Source organism: Dethiosulfovibrio russensis (assembly GCF_021568855.1).
Taxonomy (GTDB): domain Bacteria; phylum Synergistota; class Synergistia; order Synergistales; family Dethiosulfovibrionaceae; genus Dethiosulfovibrio; species Dethiosulfovibrio russensis.
In genome coordinates this window covers 186212-210054 of the sequence record NZ_JAKGUG010000004.1, presented here as the reverse complement: position 1 = coordinate 210054, position 23843 = coordinate 186212, and the positions used below count along the sequence as shown (strand labels likewise).

At 55.3% G+C, this 23843-nt stretch carries 18 protein-coding genes; 17 read left to right on the top strand and 1 reads right to left on the bottom strand.

Features of this window, described 5'->3' with window-relative positions:
• Positions 1 to 5 precede the first annotated feature (5 nt).
• Genes L2W48_RS06075 through L2W48_RS06065 form a run of 3 tightly spaced genes read left to right on the top strand, consistent with a single transcriptional unit; the run spans position 6 to position 3389 of the window.
• Positions 6 to 1166 (top strand): hypothetical protein, encoded by a 1161-nt coding sequence (locus L2W48_RS06075; protein WP_236098209.1) that lies wholly within the window; start codon positions 6 to 8, stop codon positions 1164 to 1166.
• Positions 1156 to 1710 (top strand): hypothetical protein, encoded by a 555-nt coding sequence (locus L2W48_RS06070; RefSeq protein WP_236098211.1) that lies wholly within the window; start codon positions 1156 to 1158, stop codon positions 1708 to 1710. The genes L2W48_RS06075 and L2W48_RS06070 overlap by 11 nt, the downstream gene beginning before the upstream one ends.
• Positions 1680 to 3389 carry an LPS-assembly protein LptD gene (locus L2W48_RS06065; protein ID WP_236098212.1) on the top strand — a complete coding sequence of 570 codons (1710 nt, stop codon included), beginning with the start codon at positions 1680 to 1682 and terminating at the stop codon, positions 3387 to 3389. The genes L2W48_RS06070 and L2W48_RS06065 overlap by 31 nt, the downstream gene beginning before the upstream one ends.
• A gap of 61 nt (positions 3390 to 3450) precedes the next feature.
• Here L2W48_RS06065 and greA read toward each other — a convergent pair whose 3' ends face one another.
• Positions 3451 to 3945, bottom strand: coding sequence for a transcription elongation factor GreA (greA, locus tag L2W48_RS06060; RefSeq protein ID WP_236098213.1), 495 nt, complete (start codon positions 3943 to 3945; stop codon positions 3451 to 3453).
• A gap of 169 nt (positions 3946 to 4114) precedes the next feature.
• On the opposite strand from greA, the gene L2W48_RS06055 reads away from it, so the two are divergent.
• The 14 genes from L2W48_RS06055 to L2W48_RS05990 all read left to right on the top strand — a co-directional run bounded on the left by L2W48_RS06055 (position 4115) and on the right by L2W48_RS05990 (position 23813).
• The gene (locus tag L2W48_RS06055; RefSeq protein WP_236098220.1) at positions 4115 to 5920 is read left to right on the top strand and encodes a ribonuclease J; all 1806 of its coding nucleotides are present in this window, start codon (positions 4115 to 4117) and stop codon (positions 5918 to 5920) included.
• On the top strand, positions 5917 to 6696 hold the full coding sequence (locus L2W48_RS06050; protein WP_236098222.1) for an undecaprenyl-diphosphate phosphatase: 780 nt from the start codon (positions 5917 to 5919) through the stop codon (positions 6694 to 6696). The genes L2W48_RS06055 and L2W48_RS06050 overlap by 4 nt, the downstream gene beginning before the upstream one ends.
• 4 nt (positions 6697 to 6700) lie before the next feature.
• On the top strand, positions 6701 to 7288 hold the full coding sequence (locus L2W48_RS06045) for a Maf family protein (protein WP_236098228.1): 588 nt from the start codon (positions 6701 to 6703) through the stop codon (positions 7286 to 7288).
• Positions 7273 to 9201: a DUF5693 family protein gene (locus L2W48_RS06040; protein ID WP_236116514.1), complete on the top strand. Its 1929-nt coding sequence runs from the start codon at positions 7273 to 7275 to the stop codon at positions 9199 to 9201. Before L2W48_RS06045 ends, L2W48_RS06040 begins: the two co-directional genes overlap by 16 nt.
• On the top strand, positions 9198 to 10190 hold the full coding sequence (locus L2W48_RS06035) for a polysaccharide pyruvyl transferase family protein (protein WP_236098233.1): 993 nt from the start codon (positions 9198 to 9200) through the stop codon (positions 10188 to 10190). Before L2W48_RS06040 ends, L2W48_RS06035 begins: the two co-directional genes overlap by 4 nt.
• Complete coding sequence (locus L2W48_RS06030) at positions 10187 to 11011, top strand: transketolase (RefSeq protein WP_236098235.1); 825 nt, start codon at positions 10187 to 10189, stop codon at positions 11009 to 11011. The genes L2W48_RS06035 and L2W48_RS06030 overlap by 4 nt, the downstream gene beginning before the upstream one ends.
• Positions 10983 to 11942, top strand: coding sequence for a transketolase family protein (locus tag L2W48_RS06025; RefSeq protein WP_236116513.1), 960 nt, complete (start codon positions 10983 to 10985; stop codon positions 11940 to 11942). The genes L2W48_RS06030 and L2W48_RS06025 overlap by 29 nt, the downstream gene beginning before the upstream one ends.
• A 1-nt stretch (position 11943) precedes the next feature.
• Positions 11944 to 12639: a cell division ATP-binding protein FtsE gene (locus tag L2W48_RS06020; protein WP_236098239.1), complete on the top strand. Its 696-nt coding sequence runs from the start codon at positions 11944 to 11946 to the stop codon at positions 12637 to 12639.
• Positions 12626 to 13510, top strand: a complete 885-nt coding sequence (locus L2W48_RS06015) for a cell division protein FtsX (RefSeq protein ID WP_236098240.1) — start codon at positions 12626 to 12628, stop codon at positions 13508 to 13510. The genes L2W48_RS06020 and L2W48_RS06015 overlap by 14 nt, the downstream gene beginning before the upstream one ends.
• A 14-nt stretch (positions 13511 to 13524) precedes the next feature.
• Positions 13525 to 14715, top strand: a complete 1191-nt coding sequence (locus L2W48_RS06010; protein WP_236098244.1) for a murein hydrolase activator EnvC family protein — start codon at positions 13525 to 13527, stop codon at positions 14713 to 14715.
• A gap of 20 nt (positions 14716 to 14735) precedes the next feature.
• Positions 14736 to 15956, top strand: coding sequence for a S41 family peptidase (locus tag L2W48_RS06005; protein ID WP_236098251.1), 1221 nt, complete (start codon positions 14736 to 14738; stop codon positions 15954 to 15956).
• A gap of 118 nt (positions 15957 to 16074) precedes the next feature.
• The gene (locus L2W48_RS06000) at positions 16075 to 17361 is read left to right on the top strand and encodes an adenylosuccinate synthase (protein ID WP_236098253.1); all 1287 of its coding nucleotides are present in this window, start codon (positions 16075 to 16077) and stop codon (positions 17359 to 17361) included.
• 69 nt (positions 17362 to 17430) lie between these two features.
• Positions 17431 to 17886: a GNAT family N-acetyltransferase gene (locus L2W48_RS05995; protein ID WP_236098259.1), complete on the top strand. Its 456-nt coding sequence runs from the start codon at positions 17431 to 17433 to the stop codon at positions 17884 to 17886.
• Between the two features lie 77 nt (positions 17887 to 17963).
• A complete protein-coding gene (locus tag L2W48_RS05990) occupies positions 17964 to 23813 on the top strand; it encodes a flagellin N-terminal helical domain-containing protein (RefSeq protein WP_236098271.1) in 5850 nt (1949 codons plus the stop codon).
• Positions 23814 to 23843 lie beyond the last annotated feature (30 nt).

Below are 23843 nucleotides of genomic sequence, written 5' to 3'. Positions count from 1 at the left end.
ACGTTTTGTCCTTGAGAAAGCTGGGCATGGCTTGCCTTTTGTCCGTATTTTTGACCTCCGCTTCCTGGGGGGCGTCTCCTCTGGAGGATGCTACCAGGATTCTCGAGAACAGTACGTCCTTCCATTGGGGTAAGGACTGTCTCGTATGGGTCGTCCACTATCCCGAGGCTCTCGTAGGGCCTTGGGTCGAGGCGGACGCTGTCTCCAGAGGCTATACTCCCGCCCAGAAAGAGGAGTATCTCCGGTCCTTTAAAGAGCAGCTGAGAATAGGACAGGCCGAGCCTTTTCTGGTCACCGTGTATCATTTCGGCCCGAAGCCTTTGAGTTTGAGTCCTCTGTCGGAAAATCTCCTCATGATACCGGAGAGAGGTGAAGCTTTGGCTCCCCTTTCCTACGAGGATAAGCTGGATCAGCCCATCTCGGGAGTGGTCCAGGGGTTGGTGTTTTTCCCCAAACAGGAGGATGGTTTCGTCCTCTCCCTCAAGGGATTGGGGGTCTATAGAGAGCAGAGATTTGCCTTTAAGGGTTTTTCATCCATTGGAGGGGTTTCGTCGGACGACGTGGGAGAGGCCAAGCAGAGGATCGTGGAGCTTCCTCCGGTGCAGACGGAGACGGTTTTGACCTCCTCGGGAGGAAAGGTAGAGGTTCCGGTGGAGAAGCCGAAACCGGAAAAGGCGGAAAAGGAATCGGAGGCCGTCAAGGAACCGCCTGTTGAGACCGAGCCGCCTGCCTGGTTAGGCCCGGGGCCGGTTTTAACGAAGAAGCCCGAGCCTGTGGAGAGACCCAAAATCTCTTCCGACGACTCGATGGCGGTGTCGGCGGATCTTTCGGAGTCGGTGATTTCCGAGGGCGGCTTTACTGCCGCGGATTTAGAGATGTCCCGTGATTCTCTGGTGGAGGCTTTCCTGGCCCGTTGGGCCGATGGCGATACCTCCGCTATGTACGAGATGCTGGCTCCGTCCTCTCGAGGGGATAAAGAGGCGTTTTCAAAAAAGGCGAACGGTTCTCCTCTGCGTTGGTGTCTGGGAGACGGTTACAAGCTGAGATGGCTCGAGGGAGACAGGGTCAAGGTCTCTGTGGCCCAGAAGCTGATCTTGATAAGGGTTCTCCAGAGCGAGGTGCTGTCGGTGGTATCCGAGGAAGGTCGTCTCTGGATTGTCTGGTAGATTTTTATGGCTTTCGGTGGTAATCGCGGTGGTCGTCGGCTTTTCCTTCATGCTCTACAGCGATCTCAACCTCGATTATCTAGAGGTCGAGAACTCCGCCGGAGAGGCCGGGGGCGTTGAGCTTAAGGACGTTACCCTCAGGAGGAGTATGTCCGGAGATCTCTGGACTTTTCTGGTCCGTTCTGTAAGCAAGGAAGGCAGGATCGGGAATTTGAAGGATGTGACCGGCAGTCGAGTCGGGCCGGACGGCTCCGTATGGAGCTTGGCCTCTCCCGAGGGAGACTACGATAGTTCCGGGGATCGGCTGGTCCTGCGGGATGGCACCGGGGTTTTCGAGGAGAAGAAAGAGAATTTCGATTGGATCGCTCCCGTTATCCTTTGGGGTGGGGCGTCTTCCGATAGGTGGTCCTTTCCGGATGGGTTGACCATATCGGGAGACCGTTATAGTCTGACGGGAAAAAGCGCAGAGGCGTCTCCCTCCGAAGGGGTCGTCGTCCAGGAGGGGGTTATGGTATGGTGGCACGAAGGTGGATCTGGGCGATAGTGGTCCTGATGCTTACGGCATGCCCTCTGTGGGCTTTGGACGAGGACGAAGGAGGTGCCTCTCTGAACGCCGACGAGTTGTCTTTCGACGAGGCCAGCGGCATAGCGGTGGCCGAGGGTAACGCTGCCCTGAAGTACAAGGGTATAAGGATGTTCGCCGATAAGATGGAGATGGATACGGTAGGAAACGTGGTCAATGCCTATTCCATGGAGGGCAAGGGGGTTACCTTGATCTCCGGAGGCAAGGTTCTGAGAGGACAGAGGGCCGAGTTCGATCTGACCACCAGGGAAGGGGCGCTTTACGAGACCTCTTCGGCCGTGCCTCTGTCCGAGTCGGACCAGTTCGTCTATATAAAGGGAGAGAAGATGGAGGTCTCCACCGTGGCGGCTGCGCGCCGGAAGGGCTGGCTTCCCAAGAAGACCAGGGCTCTGTCGGACGACGAGGCCATCGGTCGATGGGAGGGGGTCTCCGTGACCACCTGTTCGGCTCCTCATCCTCATTATCGTCTCAAGGCCAAGAGGTTGGTGCTCATTCCGGACGAGAAAGTGGTCGTGAACTCTCCTCAGGTTTATATAGGGGATTCGCTGTTGTTTACCTATCCCTTCGACTACAGGGTGGACCTTCAGGAACACGGCGAGGGCAACTCGTTCATGCCGAAACTAGGGTACGATTCCGATAAGGGGGTCGGTCTAGGTATTTCCGGTCCTTTCTACTGGGACCGAGGTCGGCTGTCGCTTTCGGTTATGGGATGGTCCGACGAGGGGCTGGAGTGGTCCGGCAGGATAGACCAGGAGCTTGCTCCCTGGTTGAGGATATACGGAGAGACCGCCTGGGAGTACGAGTCGTCCTCGGACCGAAAGGAGTATCGTCCTTCCTGGGGATTCGTTGCGGAGAACGACGGTTGGACCCTGGACGGTCGATGGACCCAGAGAGAGGCTCTTAAGGAGGAACTGCGCGCCGGTCGTACCTACAAGACCACCCTGTGGAGGATGCCCGAGTTGTCGCTTCGTTCTCCCTGGTGGAGGATTTCTTCCGACGAGAGACAGTATTTTCGGATGGGAGTTCAGTGGGGAAGATACGAGGAGACCGGCAAGGGGCTTCCCGAAATGGAAAGGTTTGGCTGGGGTGGCGAGCTTTATGGAAAAATAGGTCGCGATACCGGCAGATGGGAGCCTTTCTGGAGGTTTGCCTACAGGGATTTCAGCTACGATGTAGACGTGAACGATAGACAGAAGGTGACCGATGCTTCGGTGGGGGCGGTCTACAGGTCTGAATCGGGCTTCGAGGCCGGTACCGCTTACGTCAGGAGATGGGTTGACGGTCGTTCTCCTTTCGCCTTGGTGGAAACCGACGACGATTCGGACAGCTGGGACGACTACGACGAAGAGGAACTTATATATCAGCGTTTCGGTTTCTCTCTGTCGGATACATTCAGGCTTAGATTGACCGGGGCCTACGATCTGGATCGGAGCCGGATGGACGAGATAGCCTATCAGCTGACCTACCAGAATAACTGCTGTTATAAATGGATATTGACATACAGAGATGACCGACATGACGACGACGATTGGGCTTCGCTTAGTTTCCAGCTTACGGCCTTTCCGGACAATACCGTCAGGTTTAGCGATAACGAGCTGGACGATCCTTTCGAGGAGCCTCGGGATCTACCGAAAGACTGAGAGAAAAAGACCTGCCTCTCGGCAGGTCTTTTGTCTCTGTATTAGGGTTGTTTCCGGTGGATCAGTTCACCCGAATCTCTAATACGCGGAGTTTTCTCATTCCATTGGGAACCTTCACGCTGATTTCGTCTCCGGGGTGTTTGCCCATAAGAGCCTGTCCCACCGGACTTACCGAGGATATCTTGCTCTTTTTGGGGTCCGCTTCCTCTGAACCCACTATGGAGTAATCGAAGGTCTTCTTGTTGCCGATGTCCTCGATTTTAACGGTGGTTCCGAGGGCCACATGGCTTCCGTCCAGGCTAGACGAGTCTATAACCTTCGCCTTGCTGAGCTGATATTCTAGCCTCTGTATACGGCTTTCCAGTTTTGCCTGTTCGTCCTTGGCCGCGGCGTATTCAGCGTTTTCGCTGAGATCCCCGAAAGAACGGGCCTCCTCTATTCTCTGGGCGATGACGTATCGCTCTTCGCTCCTGAGGTGTTTGAGTTCCTCGTAGAGTCGGTCGTATCCCTCTTTCGTCATTTCGATTCCGTCGCTGACGGCAGTTTTGTCGCTCAAGGCTGAAACCTCCTCGATAGGCTTTTGTCGTTGAAAGGCAATTTTATCAGATACTGGGGAATGAGACAATCTCGACAGAGAAGTAATAACGGAAAAAGGAAGAGAAGAACATGGGGTCGGATTGTCCGACCATGGTTTATTTTATTGAATATGGAGGTCGTGATTCGACGTGACTACACAGGATAAAGCACAGAACGATAATCAGCCCGAAAAGGGGCAGGCGGGCCGCGAAGACGGCGGCAAGAACGGCGCAAGCCGAGGAAAGGGACGTCCTAGAAGGAGAAAGAGGCCGGGAAAAGGGACGAGACCGAAGGACGGTACACTGAGGTTTATACCTCTAGGCGGAATAGGTGAGATCGGGAAGAATATGTACCTCCTGGAGTTTGGGGAGGATATGATCGTTATAGACTGTGGTCTCATGTTCCCGGAGGAGGAGATGCTGGGGATAGATTTCGTCATCCCCGATACAACATATCTGGAGGCTAATAAGGATAGGGTTAAGGGCATTCTCCTTACCCATGGACACGAGGATCACGTTGGAGCTCTACCTTTCGTGCTTCCCGGTCTGGACGTTCCGGTCTACGGCACCAAGTTGACTTTGGGCATGGCGTCTCACCGACTGGGAGAGGCCAGGCCGGATTACAAGCCCAAGTTCAAGGAGATAAAGGCGGGAGATAAGGTAAAACTTGGATGTTTCTCCGTTTCGTTTATCCCGGTGTGTCATTCCATCCCCGATGGGGTCGCTTTGGCTGTAGAGACCCCTATAGGGACGGTTATCCACACGGGAGACTTCAAGCTGGATCCGACTCCCGTGGACGGAAGGGTAACCGACTACAGCGCTTTCGCCGAGTTGGGAAAGAAAGGCGTATTGGCCCTGATGTCCGACTCCACAAACGTGGAGAAGGAGGGTTTTACCCAGTCGGAGAGCGTAATATCCGGCACTTTGGAGAGGCTTTTCAGAGAACAGAGGAACCGAAGGGTGATAATCTCGTCTTTTTCCAGCAATCTGCACAGGGTACAGCAGGTCGCTGATGTGGCGGCCCGGTTCAACCGTAAGATCGCTTTTGCCGGAAGGAGCATGATAAACAACGTCGATCTGGCCCGTAGGCTGGGATACCTTCAGATATCCGACGATATGATGGTTCCTCTGCAGGATATCGACAAGGTTCCTCATAACAGGTTGGTTCTCGTTACCACCGGCAGTCAGGGCGAGCCTTTTTCCGGGCTGATGTTGATGAGCAAGGGAGAGCATCACAGGGTCAAGCTCGGTCCCAAGGATGTAGTGGCCGTTTTCGCTACCCCCGTTCCCGGTAACGAGAAGATGGTGAGCAACATGATAAACCGACTTTTCCGGTGTCGCTGTGAGGTCATCTACGAGAAGAGTTGGGGTACTCACGTATCGGGGCATGCCTCAAGGGAAGAGTTGAAGATGATGCTAAGCATGGTGAGGCCCAAGTATTTCGTGCCGATCCACGGGGAGTATCGGATGTTGGTCCGCCATGCCCAGCTGGCCAATCAGATGGGTGTTCCGGTCAAGAACACTTTTGTGATGGATAACGGTGACGTTCTGTCTATAACGGATAAGTCGGCCCAGGCCAAGAGTAAGGTGCAGGCCGGTGCAGTCCTGGTCGACGGTCTTGCCTTCGGTGAGTTGGAGAGCAGCGTAATGAGGGAGAGAAAGGATCTGGCCGAGGACGGCGTTTTGGTTGTCTCCATGACAGTCGATCGCAGGTTCAAGCTTTTGTCCGATCCGATGTTCGAGAGCTGCGGTTTTATGCACCTCCACGATGCGGAACACATGAGAAAGGAGTTTTCCGATGCCATAAGGCACACGGTCAAAAAAGCCTCCTCCCAGAGAGGGGTTACCGTGGAGGTGCTGGAGAATAAGATCAGAGGACGTTGCCGTGAGCTGCTTCGAAAGTATGCTGGCACCAGCCCCAGGGTTATCCCTTTGATCACGGTTCTCGATAGATGATCCATTCGCTGTTGCTCGGTCTGATCCAGGGACTCACCGAGTTTCTTCCGGTCAGCAGCTCGGGCCATCTCGCTTTGGCCCAGAACTTTCTCGGTTGGAAGGAGCCAGCTCTGGCGTTCGATATAGCCCTTCACTGTGCCACGATGTTGGCGACACTTGTCTATTTCAGGAAGGACGTTATGGAGCTTGGGGGACATTGGTTTTCCGGTCTGATCAAGAGAGAAAACCGAAGAAAGCCGGGATGGACCGTAGGATGGGCTATGATAGCCGGCACCGTTCTGACCGTTGCACTCGGTTTGCCTCTCAAGCCTCTGGTGGAGAGACTTTCCACCTCCGTTTTTGCTGTGGGAGTGGCTCTCGTCTTTACCGGCGGTTTACTCTGGGTGGCTTCTCGGCTTCCCAGAGGAACCGGTTCTGTGACGGTGTTGGGCGGCGCTACGATAGGCCTTGCTCAGGGGCTGGCCGTTATCCCAGGGATATCCAGATCCGGTTCGACCATAGTGGCGGGGCTGGGGCTAAAGCTGTCCTCCGAGGAGGCTTTTCGCTTTTCCTTTTTGCTGTCCCTCCCTGCTATCTTGGGTGCTTCGATACTGGAGCTGGCGGATTTCAATACGTCCTCTATGCCCAACGGTTGGTTCTTTGGGGTCTTGGTCGCCGGACTGTCCGGTTATTGGGCTCTCTCTCTACTTCGTAAGGTGGTGACCCTGGGACGTTGGAGAGGATTCTCCGTCTATTGCGTTATCCTGGGGCTCGTCGCCGTCTTTTTGGGGAGGTGACGCCTTGGATAGAATTATCCTGGCTTCCGGAAGCCCTAGGAGAAGGGAGTTGCTCTCCATGTTGGGCTGGCCCTTTGTCGTGGATGTGCCCTCCGTGGATGAGGTGTCCCTCAAGGGCGAGGAGCCGGAGGATATGGTCCGTAGGTTGGCTCTGGAGAAGGCCGATGCCGTATCCTCTCGCAATGAAGGAGAGATCGTTCTGGCCGCCGATACCGTGGTGGTATTGGACGGAAGGGTGATGGGGAAGCCAGAGTCCGTTTCCGACGGCATAGATATGGTCGAGTCGTTGTCCGGAAGGGAACACGAAGTCCTTACCGGAGTGGCCTTGGTTTCCCCTGAGGGACGGATCTCTCGGTTCGAAAGGTCCTGCGTTCGTTTCAGATCTCTCTCCAGAGATGAGATAGAGGCCTACCAGGCGACCGGAGAGGGAGCGGACAAGGCCGGGGCCTATGCGATACAGGGGGTTGGTGCCCTTATGGTGGAGGAGATAAGAGGCGATTTCTTCAACGTGATGGGGCTGCCCCTCTATCTGGTTTCAAAGATGTTGGACGATCTTGGATTTTCCCTGGTTGAGCAATGGAAGGTGATGTAATGCGTTTTTCATGGCGCCGTTTCTTCGCGTTGATCTGTGTGCTTGTTTTCGTGCTCAGTCTTCCCGGCCTTTTGTCCCGTTGGAACGTGGAGAAGAACAGACGTTCTTCGGTGATTTTGGTGGATTGGTCACAGATTCCCCCTCTTTCGGTGGAGTCGGGCAACTCAATAGAGAAGACCCTTCAGATGCTGGTGGATTCCGGCTCCAGAGGGATCATGATAGGGGAGTTTACCGGAGATGAGCTGGAAAACGGCGAGCTCCCCCTGTGGTACGGTCCGTTAGAGGATCTGCCCGTCAAGGCCCTGTCCTCTTTGCCAGAAGGCCTTACGGGAACGGCCCTGATGTTCGACTCCAAGGGGGCTTATGCCGAAACTTGGAGGGATTTTTTATCCCTTCGCTTTCCCCACGGAAGTCATTCCACGGTGGATGGCAAGTCGGTCTTCGTGGTTCCCTTTTCCAGACAGACCCTTGTCGCCAGAGGGATACTGCCGGATCTGAGAGGCCTGGAGATCGCGGCTAAACTTTCTTTGCCGGTGATATATCGTCCCGCTCCGGTGGGAACTCAGTCTTCCGAAACCGTGGTGAATCCTTTAAAGCTGATATGCGAGAGGTTCCCCAACGTGGTGGGGCTTTCGCCTTCGGGGGAGATCGTGGCAGGCTATCCGGATATAAAGGGTTTGGCCGCTCTCGTTCGGGAGAGAAATCTCTTCGTGACTCAGGTGGAATTTTCACGCCAGATAGGGGATAAGCCGTTACAGTGGTCCGTGTGGCCGAGGATTCTGTCGCTGCACAGCGTGACCGACGAGGAGGTTATGTCCCGGCGGATCGACAGAAAGACCATGGTCGATCGAATGGTCCGGGCCGCTGCGGAGAGGTCGGTTTCGCTTTTGCTCTTCAGAGTGGATCCTCTCGGAGGGGGCAGGGACCCTCTTAAACGCTATTCCTCCGATATATCGGAGCTGAGAAATCGGCTTGCCGGTAGAGGGATAGACGACAGGTGGCCGTCTCCCATGCCAGATTGGGGGTCCTCTCCTACCGGAGCTTTGGCCATGGTGCTCATATGTCTTCTGACGTTATGGGGTTTGGCTCGAAGGTTTAAGGAAGTAGAGGACGATGTCTCCATAAAAGCGATCCTGTTTTTTACTTTGCTGTCGGTCCTCCTCGCTTTGATATCTCTGAGGGTGTCTTCGGCGGCCAAGCTGATCGGCGGTTTCGCCACAGCCTTCGTCGCGTCCGAGGCGGTTCTCATGGCTTTGGAGGGGTGGAAAAAGCCGGGGCGTGCCTTGATCGCCGGTCCTCTGGTGGCTATATTGGGCGGGATGGCGGTGGGCTCTTTTCACAGTGCTCCCCTCTATATGATGAGGCTGATACCTTTCTCCGGGGTCAAACTGACCCTTTTCCTTCCCATTCTGGTGGTCCTATTTCACGATCTTCACAGAAAGGTCCATCCTGAGAATCTCGGAGAGCTTATGGGACGTCCTCCCATATGGGGGGAGATTTTTATAGCCGGTTTTCTCGTCGCTGCGGCGGGGCTGATGGTCTTCAGAAGCGGTAACGTAAGCTCCGTCCCGGGATGGGAGATAGCCATTAGGGATGCTTTGGAGGATCTGTTGGTGGCGCGACCCAGGACCAAGGAGGCCTTTCTGGGCTATCCCTGTCTGATGTTGTGGTTTTACGTCCGAAGGAACGATTGGATCCCCAGATACAGGGAGGTTCTGAGGTTGGGAGCCACCGTGGCCTTTTCCTCTTTGGTGAACACCTTCTGTCATTTCCATACCGCTCTTTACATCACTTTCCTCCGGGTGTTCAACGGTTGGTGGACTGGCATTTTGCTGGGGCTCTTGGCGATAGTTGTCCTTAGGTTCTGTTTTCTTCCATTTATCATGAAATATGGAAGAGGGGCCGAGGCGTGAAAAGGCGGTTCGTCTCCCTGATATGCGGTTACTACGGGATGGGAAACCTGGGAGACGAGCTTTTGCTGGCCGCCGTTTTGAAGGAGCTCGACTCGGTGGGAGTCGACAGGGACCGTGTAGCGGTGCTGTCCGGCGACACGAAGGGCACCTCCTTGCTCCACGGGGTTGCGGCTTTCGACAGGTGGTCTTTTCTCGAGGTATGGAGGGCTTGTCGCTCATCTAGTAACTGTCTGTTCGGCGGTGGAGGGTTGTTTCAGGATGTCACCAGCGTCCGTTCAGTCCTCTATTACGGAGGGGTGGTCGCTATTTCCAGGGCAGCAGGTTGCGTCCCCTGGCTGTTCGGCAATTCCCTGGGGCCATTTCGGTCTTGCTTTGGCCGAAGGATAAGCTCGTTGGCCTTGAGGAGCTGTTCCGTGGTTGCCTTGAGGGACGATCACTCCATGGCAGAGGCCGGTCGAATGGGCATATCGGCGAGAAAATGTCCCGATCCGGTGATGTCGTTGAACGTACCTCGAGGACGGGGTGGCTCTCTGTTGGTGAACCTGAGGCCCTGGGATGGCGATCTAGAGTTTCGGGCCGCCGGAGCTATAGCCGATTATGCCGAACGCAAGGGGCTTCCCGTCGTGGGAGTTGCCATGTGCGGACAGGATCGAGATCTTCTGGAACGTTTCGATAAAGACGGGCTTTTGCCGGTCTCCGACGTGGTGGAGCCAAAGGGGGCGGACGACTCCGTATGGGGTGCCGGTTTAGCTTCAATCGGCATGAGGTTGCATTTCTGTCTGTTATCGTCTCTGGCCGGACTTCCCGGAACGGCGGTTCCCTACGATCCCAAGGTGGTGGACTTCGGACGCTCCGTCGGCTACCCTCTTTGGGACGGTATCGGCCCTTTTCCCGATCCCGAGGCCCCTAATCGAGGCTGGATAGACCGTTGTCGAAAAGGCGTGTCGGAGACTTTCAGGGATTCCTGGCGGGAGGTGTATAGAAGATGAGTTCGAGTCTCGAAGCTCTTGCTATGTCCATAAGAAAAGACGTCGTCAGAATGGTGGGTAACGCCAGATCGGGCTACGTCGCCTCCGCTCTGTCTGTGTTGGATATATTGGTGTATCTTTACGAAAGAGAGCTCGACGTGGATCCGAAAAACCCCAAGGCCCGAGACAGAGACCGCCTGATCATGGGCAAGGGACACGGTTGTCCCGGGTTGTACGCCGTGTTGGCCCATAGGGGCTTCTTCGAGAGAGAGGCCCTTTGGAACTTCAGGAGGCTCGGAGCGTTGCTTCAGGGACGTCCCGACGGGTCCAGAACTCCCGGGGTGGACGTGTCGTCCGGAGCTCCCGGCCTGGCTCTGGGTATAGCAAACGGAGTGGCTTTGTCCATGAGGATGGATGGCTTGAAAGGCAGGGTCTTCTGTGTGGTCGGCGACGGCGAACTTCAGGAGGGCTCTCTGTGGGAGTCGGCTATGACGTCCTCTCATATGGCTCTGGACTCTGTCACATTGGTGGTCGATAAAAACGGCGATCAGATGGGGGGGGCGGTCGACTCGATAAAGAGGTTGGAGCCTCTGGAGGATAAATTCCGCTCTTTCGGATGGAACGTGGCGTCGACGGACGGCCATGATTTTTCCAGTTTGGACGCCGCTTTTTCATCGATCAGAGATAAAAACGGTCATCCCTCGGTGATCATAGCGAAGACCATGCGCGGCAAGGGAGTATCCTTTTTCGAAGAGGGACGTAAGAAGGATTCGGGCCTCTCGAGGATGGAGACGGAAAGGGCTCTGGAGGAGCTTGGAAACGGAGATAGAGATGACCGATAGGATTATGGTGGATCTTCTGGACGATGTTTTCGTCTCTCTGGGATCCGACGATTCAGATCTCGTAATACTGGATGCCGACGTGGCCTCCAACTGGCTTATCCGTTTTTCCGAGTTCTTCCCCGACAGGTACATCAATCTGGGGATGGCCGAGCTGGACGCTGTGGCTACCGCTGCCGGGATGGCCTCGGCGGGAAAGCACGTGTGGTTGTTCTCCACCGCCGCAAGGTTGCTTGGACGAGGGTACGACGCTTTGCGTACCGCCATCGCCATTCCGGGGCTCAACGTAAAGATGATAGTCTCCCACGGTGGGGTGTCTGCCGGAGAGGACGGCGCCGTCGCTCAGATGCTGGAGGACCTGGCCCTCACCAGGTCTTTACCGGGGGTCTCGGTGGAGGTCCCGTCGGACTGTGTCTCGGCGGAGGCTATATTGCGAAGAATAGCCGTTATGTCCGGGCCGGCCTATGTGAGGTTGACCGGAGAGCCGACGGAGGATCTATACGACGATTCGACGGTAAAGGACGCCATAAACGTATCGATTCCCCTGGTCGAGGGAACAGGCGTGACCATATGTGCCTGTGGTATCATGGTCCACGAATCTCTCAAGGCCGCCGCCATCCTAAAACAGCAGGATATATCGGCGGAGGTTATAGATTGTCATTCGGTGGCTCCTCTGCCGGAGAGGTCCATACTGGGGTCGGTCCATCGTACGGGATGTTGCGTGGTGGCGGAGGAGCATTCCTCCAGAGGGGGATTGGGCGAGGCCGTCGCCTCGATGCTGTGTCGCCTTTATCCCGTCTCGATCCGTTTCGTGTCAGTAGACGATAGACCGGGACAGAGCGGCTCTCCCAAGGAACTTCTGGAGTATTACGGCCTTACGTATCAGCAGATAGTGGGGGCTGCCGTGGAGGCGTGGACTATGAGGAGGCGATAGTATGGACGTAAGGATGGCCGGGGTTACCAAGGTGTTTAAACCGGACATAATGGCCATAAGCGACCTCTATCTCTCGATCCCAAAAGGGGATTTCGTGTATCTCATAGGGGAGACCGGCTCGGGCAAGAGCACCCTGTTGAGGATGATAACCAGGGAGGTCCGTCCCAGCAGAGGGCAGATCTCCGTTGGCGGCGTGAACGTAAGGAGGCTGAGGCGAGGCCGATTGCCCCGTTACAGGAGGGACATTGGAGTCGTTTTTCAGGATTTCAAGCTCCTTCCTCATCTTACCGCCAGGGAAAACGTCGCTTTTACCCTCGAGGCCATGGGATTACCCCCCAGGGTGGTAAAAAACCGGGCGGATGAAGCGGTGGACCGGGTGGGTATGTGGCATAGACGTAATCTCAGGCCTCCCCAGCTTTCCGGCGGGGAGCAGCAGAGGGTCGCTATAGCCAGGGCGATAGTCGGCTCTCCTGCCCTTTTTCTGGCAGACGAGCCCACCGGCAACCTGGACGCCCACACGGCCGAATACGTCATGAAGCTGCTGCTTTCCATCCATGCCGCTGGTACCACTGTGATAGTCGCTACCCATGACGGTTCGTTGGTGGACTCCTATCGACAGAGGGTCGTGGAGCTTCACGAAGGCCGTCTCGTCAGAGACGAGAGAGGGGGTAAATATCGAAACGATGGCGACCTTTAGATACGCTCTCAGGGATACTTTTAGGACAATGGGCTCCCATTGGGGGGTCAGCTTTCTAACCCTCCTGACAGCCTCCGCCGTTTTCTTCCTGGTCGGGGCGACCGCCCTCTTCTCGTTGAACATAAAACAGGTAACCTCGTCGATAGAGGGAGACCTGACCATTCAGGCCTTCGTCGATTCGGTGGAGGAGTGCCGGGCGGTAGCTGACGCCATGAGGGGGCTTCCCTGGGTGTCTTCCGTCAAGATTATTTCGCCGGACGATGCCCTTTCGAAGCTGAAGGCCAAGCTCGGGAATCAGGCTAAAGCCGTCACCCTGCTCGGCAAGAACCCCCTGCCTTGGACTGTAGATATAGGGGCCAAGAAGGCCCAGGATGTTCCCTCCATCGTTCGGGAACTACTGTCTCAGCCCTCGGTTGACGACGTGGTGTATGCCGGCGCTCTGGCGGAACGGCTTGCCAGGGTATCCGAGCTGTCGGGAAGGGTCGCGGTGGTGGTGCTTATCATAGCCGTTGTCGTGAGCGCTTTGGTGCTGTTCAACACCATTCGTATAGCGGTCTATTCCAGAAAACAGGAGATATCGGTTATGCTGCTGGTCGGGGCTACCAGGCTCTACGTGGCCATGCCCTTCGTGCTCCAGGGGGTTTTCCTCGGACTGGGAGGATCGCTTGTGGCCATAGGGATCATACATCTCTTTTACGGAGATATAATAGCCTCTGTGTCCTCCGCTCTTCCTCTCCTGCAATTCGTAACAGACTGGGACGTGCTGTACCGGCTCTACGGAATTTTACTGGGTACCGGTGTGGTGGTGGGATGGCTTTGCAGCTGGATGGCGGTGAGCCGTTTCATCCGTCAGGCCATGAGGCCTATGTAGGCAGAGGGTCGATCATGAAAAAAATATTGGGCATCTTTTCTCTGGTTCTTCTGGTCCTGTCCGCCATGTCCACGTCGTCTTGGGCCGCCATGACGGCGGAGGAGCTCGATCGTCGGATAAGGGAAGAGGAGCACCAGATGGCGATACTGGAGCGTCAGGTAAAACACCAGCAGGAACTCATAAACGCGTCCAAGAAGAGGGAGGCCGCCTATCTTCAGGAGCTAGCTCGTTTCGATCAGAAGAGGCAGGTGGCGGAACAGAGCATATCCCTCTTGGAACTGAAGAGGAAAAAAATCCTGAGGGAGATATCCGAGATGGAGAAGGAGATCTCTCGACTGGAAAAGGAAATAGAGAGGATCAAGGGGTTTCTCGCCGAGAGGTTGGTCACCATATATAAATTCGGGGGAACGGCGGAGTTGAATCTTCTGTTGTCCTCCCAGAACGTGGCCGACGCTATGAACACCGGTCATCTGCTTAGAAAGCTGGCGGCTCAGGACGAGGATCTGATCGGCGAGGTGGAGAGGGAGACCCTGAGGATCCAGGAGTTAGTGGAGGGGTTGTCCTCCAGGGAGAGGGACCTTCAGGCCAAGAAGAAGGATCTGGCGGTCCAGAAAAGACGTTTAGAATCGGCGATCGCCGAGAGAAACGGGCTCTTGAAGAAGCTTAGGGAGAACCGTTCCGCCTATCAACAGAGCGTCAAGGAGGCGGAGGAGGACCAGAGGGAGATCAGGGCAAAGATCAAGTCCTACATAAGAGCGAAACAGGAGCTTGCCCGATCCAATAAGGACGGAGACGATGGACAGACCCCTTTGCCTCCCCATAAGGGCAAGTTTCGCTGGCCCGTTAAGGGAAAGCTCACCAGCCGTTTCGGAACCAGGGTCCATCCGGTATTCAAGACCAAGACGGTCCATACCGGAATAGATATAGCCGCTCCCAAGGGAACGACGGTCAGAGCCGCGGGAAAAGGAGATGTCCTGTACGCAGGATGGCTGAGGGGATACGGACAGATCGTCATATTGGACAACGGAGGAAATTTTTCCACCGTCTACGCCCATCTCAGCCGGATTCTCGTCTCCGAAGGGCAGAGGGTCTCGGACGGTCAACCCATAGGGAATGTCGGCGATACCGGGGTGGCTACCGGTCCTCACCTTCATTTCGAGGTAAGGGTCAACGGAGATGCCAGGGATCCCTTGAAGTATCTGTAGCTTGAACGGAGGACATGATTATGTGGAAAAACTCTAGAAAGATATTGTTGGGGATTCTGATAGGAGCCGCCTTGGTTTCGGGCATAGTCGCCGCTCAGGCTCGGGACGGAGACCTCGACAGGGTGGCGCCTTTCGACCTCGATTCCCTTTGGCTTATGAAGCAGGCCAGAGCCATCATAGAGGCCTATCAGGTGGATGCGGCCAGCGACGATGTCACGGAGAAGGATCTGCTTTACGGAGCCATGGACGGAATGGTGTCCGCCTGGGGTGATCCCTACACGAGGTTCGTCGATCCCGAACAGCTGGAACAGGAGCAGACGGACCTTCGAGGCAAGTACGGGGGCCTTGGCATATACATAGGCCAGAGGGACGGAGCCATCCTGGTGATAAGTCCTATAGAGGACACTCCGGCGGACAGAGCCGGTCTGAAGCCTCAGGACCAGATAGTGAAGATAGGGGATGAGATGGTCATAGGCTGGGATCTCCACGAGGTGGTGGATTCCCTTAGAGGCGAGCCAGGTACACCCGTCACGGTATGGATACGTAGAGAGGGAGAGTCGGATCTTCTGAAGAAGGAGATGGTCCGAGAGGAGATAAAGCTCGAGTCCGTCCGTTTCGAGATGCTCAGCGACGACATCGGCTATGTTCGCCTGTCTCAGTTCAAGGACACGAGCCCCTCCGATCTGGGTAAGGCCGTGATAGATCTGAAGAACGAAGGAGCCAGAGGTCTGATTCTGGATCTTCGAAATAACGGTGGCGGCCTTTTGAACGCCGCGGTTGAGATCTCCGATATGTTCCTGAACGGTGGACTGGTGGTCGGAACCAAGGGAAGGGTCGAGCGAGCCAACGAAGAGCTTTACGCTACGGACGGGGTTTTGACCGATCTTCCTCTGGTGGTTTTGGTCAACGAGGGAAGTGCCAGCGCGTCGGAGATAGTGGCCGGAGCCGTCAGGGACAGGGGCAGGGCCGTCTTGGTCGGCAAGAAGACCTTCGGCAAGGGCTCGGTTCAGACTCTGTTCAACCTGATAGACGGTTCAGCCATATACGTGACCATCGCCCGATATCATACCCCTAACGGCACGATAATCGACCATATCGGCATATCTCCCGACATAGAGGTCGACGGAGAGTGGTCCAGAGAGCACGACAAGGACGATCAGCTCAAAAAGGGAGTAGAGACCTTGGAGGAGCTTATCGGAGGAGCTCCTATCCTGTCTATTTCGGAAGATGTCGTCGGTTAGTTAAGTCGCGGTAGCAGAAGGTTAAGGTTGCGCCGATCGATAGGAGAGGTTATTATAGCTCGGTTGTCCGACGAAGAGTCGGACCAGGAGTTATCACTCCAGTTAGGAGGCAATTGCCTTGAAGGGAAAAGTAGAAGCCATCATAGGTGCCCAGTGGGGCGACGAGGGAAAGGGACGAGTCGTCGACTCTTTGGGAGACCGGGTGGACGTGTTCGCCCGGTATCAGGGAGGCGCCAACGCCGGACACACGGTGATCGTGGAGGGCAAGAAACACGTCTTTCACCTGCTTCCCTCGGGAATGCTGTATTCGGGAAAGACCTGTGTCATAGGAAACGGTGTGGTGTTGGACCCCGAGCAGCTTTTAAACGAGCTCTCCGAGCTTCAGGGGAAGGGAGAGGACCGTTCCCGTCTGGTGATAAGCGGTTCCGCCCACGTGGTGATGCCCTACCATAAGAAGCTCGATCAGGCTCAGGAGGCAAGTAGGGACCAGGGTAGCAAGATAGGCACGACCGGCAGGGGGATAGGTCCCTGCTATGTGGACAAATACAACCGTTGCGGTATAAGGGTCGAGGATCTGCTGGACCCTGAGGCTCTGAGGGAGAAGCTGGAGTCCAATCTGGACGAGAAAAACCTTCTTTTCACCAAAATATACGACGAGGCTCCTCTCTCTTTCGACGAAATATATCGTCAGGCCCTGAGCTGGGGTAAATCTCTTGAGCCTTACGTGGACGACGCCTCTTTGGTCATAAACGAGGCCCTGAATAATGGACAGACCGTTCTGCTCGAGGGTGCCCAGGGTACTCTTCTGGACGTGGATCATGGAACCTACCCCATGGTTACCAGCTCCAGTCCCACCTCTGCCGGAGGCTGCGTAGGCCTGGGGGTCGCTCCCCAGTACGTGGAAAAGGTCTACGGCGTGGTTAAGGCCTATCTCACCAGGGTAGGAGAGGGACCGTTCCCCTCGGAGGATAAGGGCGATACCGGCCAGTATCTGAGGGATAAGGGCGGAGAGTACGGCGCCACTACCGGACGTCCCAGAAAATGCGGTTGGCTCGATATGGTGGCCCTGCGCTACGCCGTAAGAATCAACGGTATGACCCATATAACCTTGACCAAACTGGATGTACTGACCGGGCTCAGAGAGGTAAAGGTCTGCGTGGCCTATCGATCGAACGGGGAGGACAGGACCGAATTCAACGGGAACATCCGCTATCTCAACGGAGTCGAGCCGGTGTACCGTTCTTTCCAGGGCTGGGACGAGGATATCTCTTCGGTCAGGGATTTCGACGACCTTCCAGATGCGGCCAGGGCTTACGTTCGCTACATAGAGGAGGAAACAGGTGTCCCTGTGTCCATCATAGGAGTCGGACCCGAGAGGGATCAGATGATAGTCAGGGATCTCTAGGATATTTGGCTAGACGCAACGGGCGGGGCCCTTCGGGACCTCGCCCGTTTTTTCGTTAGGAGGACCTCGATGATCCTTTTCGACATAGATTTTTGCGGGCCGGAGGACGGTCCGGCTATAGTCGACATAGACCTTCGTTCCAACCGGAATCCCTGGCCTTTATCGTCGGTGATGGACGATCTCAGAAACCGTTCGGGAGAGATCGTCTACATGGGTGCTTTCAAAAAAGACGCCCTCCTGGGGTTTATCGCCCTCGAGCGAAGGAAAAAGCTTGTGTGGATAATGCAGCTGGCGGTCTCTCCCGACTGGAGAAGGCTTGGCATAGGAGAGCAGCTTCTCTGTTCCGCCTACGCAGTAGGGGAGGAGTGGGGATGTCGCGGGGTCGGTCTTACCGTGAGAGTCTCCAATTCAGGGGCTAGAGCTCTTTACGAAAAAAACGGTTTCGTCCAAGGGGCTACCTTGTCGGGGTATTATGGGGACGGCGAGGATGGAATCAGGATGCAGAGAAATTCTCTGATCCCCTGACCCTCCTTGCCTATAGCTGATCAATGGTCTTACCGAAAACAAAGGGTAAGGTGTTGTCATCTGTAGGTCCGCCGGAGGTGTGGCAGTTGCGTATCTATTCCAACATAGCATCGTTGATCTCCCATAATGCTCTTTCAAAGATCAACGATAGAATCAATAAAACCACAAAGCGACTCTCCTCGGGGCTCAGGATCAATTCGTCCTCGGATGATGCAGCGGGACTGGCCATCTCGGAGAAGATGAGGGCTCAGATAAAAGGGCTCGATCGGGCCGCCATGAACTCCCAGGACGGCATATCGATGCTTCAGACCGCCGAGGGCGGACTGAACGAGATCCATTCCATGATCCAGAGGATGAGGGAACTGTCGGTCCAGGCGGCCCACGACGTCCTCACGTCCGGGGACAGGGGGCACATTCAGGATGAGATAGAACAGCTGGTGCAGCAGGTCAACGACATAGCGAACCAGACCCAGTTCAACAGAAAAAAACTTCTCAACGGCAGTATGGCGGCTCTATGGAGTACCTCCACGTCGGACATAAACGTGGTAGTCTCCGACAACCTACTCTCCAAGGACGTGATGAACAACGTCAAGTCCGCCGCCGGGAACTATAAGCTCACATTCAGCACCGTTTCGAACGGTGTGGAGAACATCCAAAAGAGCAACATAATGTACCTAAAGCACGGAACCCACCAGGCCAGCGTGGTCAATAACACCGAGGGTGCCGGTATCGTCGGGATGACTGCCCTCAACATGGTAGAGGGATCCTGGAAGTTAGAGTCTCGGGAGACTCCTTTCGGAGGTATCCATTATTACGTGGGCAACGTCGATTCCAACCCTGCTACTGTCGGAGGGACCATAGACGTCTCTCCCACTCCCAACATAGTCTCTCCAGGTACCTACGATATAAGATTGTCCGATAGGGTTCCCATGATGGCCGACTTCGACGCGGCCTTGGCTGCCGGAGTTGTGGATGGGGTTAACATGAGCAGTCGAGCGGCCGGATCCAATTTCGATGCCGAGATTGCCGTGGCGGCCGACGGCGGAGGTACGGCTTCCTCTTCTCAGGTCTATAGGAGCGATCTGAGTGGGGGAGGAACGGTAAACGCATCGGGCGGTGTCGGAGACGTCTCCATCGATACCAATGCCAACAATGAGGTGAATCTCTTCACCCATTACGCTGTTACCGGAACGGATAATCGGGATATCATGGCCGGGAATATCAATGTAACCGAGAGCTATGTCACCCATCAGAACGCTATCATGACGGCTAACCTTGACTATCAGGCAGCCGACGATGTCCAGGCCACAGTCTCCTACAGGGCTTCCGGAGCAGGAAACTCCTTAAACGCCGTTACCACGTATCAGGCCGCTGTTGGGGCTACTCTGGATATCGATGATGGCACCACAGTAACTACGGTTAACATAGGTGGGCTGAATATGGACGACATAGTTACGGCGATAAACGCCCAGTCCGGCGTTTCCGGGGTTACTGCGACTTTAAACGGATTTGGTAGCTCCAGGAATATAAGGCTTACCAATACTAACGGAGTTGCTGTCGATGTCGTCGAGAACGGTGTGGGGCCCGTGGATATGGGATTGACCGGAACCATCGGTGTCGGAGCTTTCCGCAACGGAACCTACAGGGAGTTTAATAGACTGACGATCCTGCCGACCAATAACGCGGATCTAGCGACGGTGGCATCCGTAGTGGATGGAATAGTGGGCATATCCGCGTCCGTCGTAGGAGGTGGTGCGGCCCTGGGACATATAGAGGTTACCGGTCAGTCCAACTACGACGTCGTTCTTACAACCGGTGGAGATATAGCGTCGGAGTTGAACCTGGATCATACCTTCGACGGAGGAGGGAGCCATTCTTCCAATCAGGTCTGGCATAACCGCACCCTGACCGTCGGTACCGACGGGGACGATCTAGCGACTGTTGCTTCGACTATACAGACCGGTATCTCCGGGCTTGTCGGTGCGGGGTTTTCCGCCGGAGTTACGACTGCTGGAGATCTCAACGGCTTGACCTTCTCCAACGACAGCGTCTACAGGGTTCGGTTGACAGGGGTAACCTTGGGAGAGCTGAGCAACGGTAACAATGTTTCGGCCACGGCGGATATAAACCGAGGTAACCTTCTTTTCAACACCGGAAACAAGGTCTATGTCGACCATGACGTGGTTATAAACGTCGGAGATCGGGACGCTTTGGATCTGGCATCGGCTCTGAATTCCGGTGTCAATGCAGCCCTCGGAGGTGACTTGCTCAGCGGCAACAACGGACTGAGCCCTTTCTCCACTGTGGCGGGCGGAGGGACGAGGACGATTCGTCTTACCAACGGTGCCGTATCAGGGTACAAAATAGACATAACTGCCGGTTCCGACGGATCTCTGGCGGAGGTATGGGGCGGTGCCGTGTCCGCCGACAGAGGAGGCTCCGACGACGGAAACGTCTTAGACTACGACAGGACCTCCTCCATCGTCGTCGCAGGTATGAACGTGGAGGAGGCCTATTCCGCCATAGACGCCGATTCCCGTTTCGCCACCGCCTGGCTGACCGAACCGGAGCAAGTTACGCCGGAGCATTATGGTCGGTTGTCCATAACAAACGTCACGACTGGGGCCGACCGGCGTAGAATATCGATGACCCAGGCCGGGACCGATACCGGCGATATCGCCAATGCGGAAAGAAAGCTGTTCGAGTCGGCCGGTCCCCTGTGGTCCTCGACCGAGAGCAGCGGAGGAGCTGTCGTCAACTCCCAGACCCTTCAGTCTCACGATAGAATGATAGTTCAGGTGACATGGGACGGGAACAGGGCGTCGAACGCTGCGAGGGTAAACGGCACAGCTTCCGTAACCGTCTGGGAGGGAGGAGCCGGAGATGTTACCTCTGCACAGAACGCCGCTGCCGTTACCGCCGCCATGGGGATAACGGGATTCTCCTACGATGACTTTTCCATCGACGACGTTGACGTACACGGATCGGACCTGTCTATCGACGATTCCTGGATGACCTACACCAAGGCGGAAGTGGTCGGTGTCAGCGATAATCTGGGGCTTAGTCTCTACGATGGTCTTTACACCGATGCAGGAAATAATTTGGGCGTGACCAACGGAATAACATATTCGTTCAACGACGGGGTTTTAGACAACAGTTCGATAGCCATAAATCAGTTGGTCCGCAGTGCATCCGGTATCGGAGGTTCCGCCAGCTTGGCCCATAACGTCGATTTCGGAACGGTCGACAGCAATACATCTTTTACCTATGGGGAAAGAGCCGGAGCGGGTACTTATTGGGACAACACCGCTAACGTCAATTCCTGGTATTCCCATTCCTATTATGCCGGGGACAGTACATATTACTTCGGCAACGGAGGAACTCCGGTCAGCATGATATCCAACGCCGAGGTCTACAGACAGAACGACATCAACGCGTCTATGATGTTCGAGTTCGATAACGGCGTGTTATCGGTGAGGGCGAAGGGGTTCGATCGAAACGGCACGGAGCTTCCTGCCACTGCCGATACGACCCCCTATGAGCTGACAACGGCGGAGTTTGCCAGTCTCTCGGCCGGAGCTGACATAACTCTGCACGGCGTTCATTTCACCGATCTTCAGATAGACACGGCCAACCTGAAGGCCGGAGACAAGTTCGTCATAAACGTGGCCGCGGCGGCCAAATTGGACGGTGTTAACACCGGCCCGGCCATCGCGGGCAACTTTCAGTCTGCGGCCAACGTTGCTATCGACGGGGATCCCTTCCGTCAGAACAGCCCCGGGGACTGGGGGGCTTTGGCACAGTATCGTCTGGCCGACGGTGCCGAAAACGGAAAGAACCTGAACCTCCTGGGCTACTATATCGATCCTCTCAACGGAAACAGCGATATTCCAGGATTGGGATATTACAACGGTAGTCTTATCCTCCAAGCCGAGGCAGGAGGTTTCAACGCCGGGAGCACCGTTGGAGAGCCAGGAGGAGACGACGTCGGATCTCATCGGGTAAGGGCGGAGATAAACTATCAGGGGAATACCAAGCCCTCTGCCGGAGCCTTGGTCACCAGCAGTTACTTCGGTAAAATGGAGGGCGACGGTGACAAGGATATTAATAGTTTCATCGGAGGCATAGGATACTCGAATTACTCTTACGGCAAGAGAGCCGACGGTAGCTACGGTCCTTTGAACGAGGCCGGGTCGGAGGAATACAATAAATACAACGGTTCGCTGATATTCGACGTCATAGAGACGGAGAATCAGGTCGTGAAGTTCAGAATACAGGGACACGTGATAGATCGTGAGGGCAACGAGTGGTATGTCCAGGAGGACGAATACGGGATGAACTGTGGCCCCAATACCTCCAAGGATACCTCTGTTCAGCCGCCCGTTCTTCCGGCGGAGGTCGTCAATCCAGTGGTGCTTTTCAGGGATTCGGACTTCGGAGGTCTCTTCTTCGATGAGTTCACCCTGGGGGATTTTGAGAACTGGACCGATGGGGACAGGTTCACCCTATCCTTGACGGCCAGTGGTTTTGAGGACGGTCTAAGCGAAGACCAGCAACAGACCGACCCGGCGCTTCAGCCCGATATAGATGAGATAGACCTGTTCTCCGACAACAGGGGCACTAATATGCCCCACGCCTTCCGCTTCGACGAGGGAGTGTTGGATAATTCCAAGGTAGATTTGGGTATATATCAGCTGGCCAACAACATAGCTAACCCTTCTGGGGGTAATTTCCATAAGAATCAGGTGATGGATGGCACCTTGTCTCTGATGTTCGATGATTATCACCCCGACGGAGACGATGTCATCGATGACGCATTGTCCTTCGATGTTATATATGAGGAAGGTATGGATGCCGGTAAGGCCCATTACTACAGTCGTGTCGAGGATATCGCTCAGTTCTACGATGCCAACGGAAGGTATATCCTGGACGGTAATATGGAATCCCTTACCGTTCGGCAGGATGATCGAGAGATATCCGTGTCTCTTGGCTCCACGGCGGAGGTCGGCAAGCTGGCGGAGGATATCTCCGAGCGAATATGGCTGGATCTGCTGATGCAAAACGATGGACAGCTGAGAGGCGAAGACGACACGGTTCCCTACGGCTATAGTCCCGGCCTGATGGATGAAAGGGATAAAAACGAGATCCTTCAGTTCGTCAACAAGGTTCCAGGGGAGAGCGCGAACGAGTCGGTGGTCTCGACTCTTTTGGCCCATTCGGTGATATCCGGAAAGGATAAACAGCTTCATTTTTACGGAAGCGAGGATCTGATGAAGGCTCTGGGTTTTGCCACAATACAGGAGGCCGAGGAAGCGCAGTTTCGATTGACCGTATCGGACGCTCACAACGGGAAGACCGTCTCCAGCGGTACGAAAGTTCAGGCTGGTGACAGAATCTCCGCTGTGATAGCCAACGGCATATCACTGGATATATCAGGCGATATAGGGTTGAACCGGGTGGTCTACAACGATGAAAGGGGAACCTTCGAGGGCGATCGTAACTCGGTATTCGAACATTACGTTCATCTGGCTGATAATTCTGCCTTCCTTCAGATAGGAGCCGACGAGGGGGAGGACGTCGATCTTCACCTGGGAGATATGTCCTCAGAAGCCCTTGGAATAGACGGTCTGGACGTGAGGACCAGGGAAGAGGCCGCAAGGAGTATAACAGTGTTGGACAGCGCTCTCGACGCAGTATCATCTCAAAGAGCGATAATAGGAGCTCAAATAAACCGTCTGGAGCACACCATAACCAACCTGGACACGGCGTCTTTGAATCTGACCGCCTCTAAATCCAGGATCGTGGATGCCGATCTGGCCAAGGAGATGATGGAGTTCACGAAACTCAACATACTGGTCCAGTCGGGCATGTCGGTTCTGGCCCACTCGAACCAGATCCACGAGAACGTGTTGAAGCTTTTGAGCTGATGGTACCGTGTTATGTTTTTTGGAGGAGTG

Coding starts and splice junctions, on each gene's coding strand:
- L2W48_RS06065 (WP_236098212.1), top strand. CDS start 1,680: ATGGTGGCACGAAGGTGGATCTGGGCGATAGTGGTCCTGATGCTTACG.
- L2W48_RS06050 (WP_236098222.1), top strand. CDS start 5,917: ATGATCCATTCGCTGTTGCTCGGTCTGATCCAGGGACTCACCGAGTTT.
- L2W48_RS06040 (WP_236116514.1), top strand. CDS start 7,273: ATGGAAGGTGATGTAATGCGTTTTTCATGGCGCCGTTTCTTCGCGTTG.
- L2W48_RS06030 (WP_236098235.1), top strand. CDS start 10,187: ATGAGTTCGAGTCTCGAAGCTCTTGCTATGTCCATAAGAAAAGACGTC.
- L2W48_RS06020 (WP_236098239.1), top strand. CDS start 11,944: ATGGACGTAAGGATGGCCGGGGTTACCAAGGTGTTTAAACCGGACATA.
- L2W48_RS06015 (WP_236098240.1), top strand. CDS start 12,626: ATGGCGACCTTTAGATACGCTCTCAGGGATACTTTTAGGACAATGGGC.
- L2W48_RS06010 (WP_236098244.1), top strand. CDS start 13,525: ATGAAAAAAATATTGGGCATCTTTTCTCTGGTTCTTCTGGTCCTGTCC.
- L2W48_RS06005 (WP_236098251.1), top strand. CDS start 14,736: ATGTGGAAAAACTCTAGAAAGATATTGTTGGGGATTCTGATAGGAGCC.
- L2W48_RS05995 (WP_236098259.1), top strand. CDS start 17,431: ATGATCCTTTTCGACATAGATTTTTGCGGGCCGGAGGACGGTCCGGCT.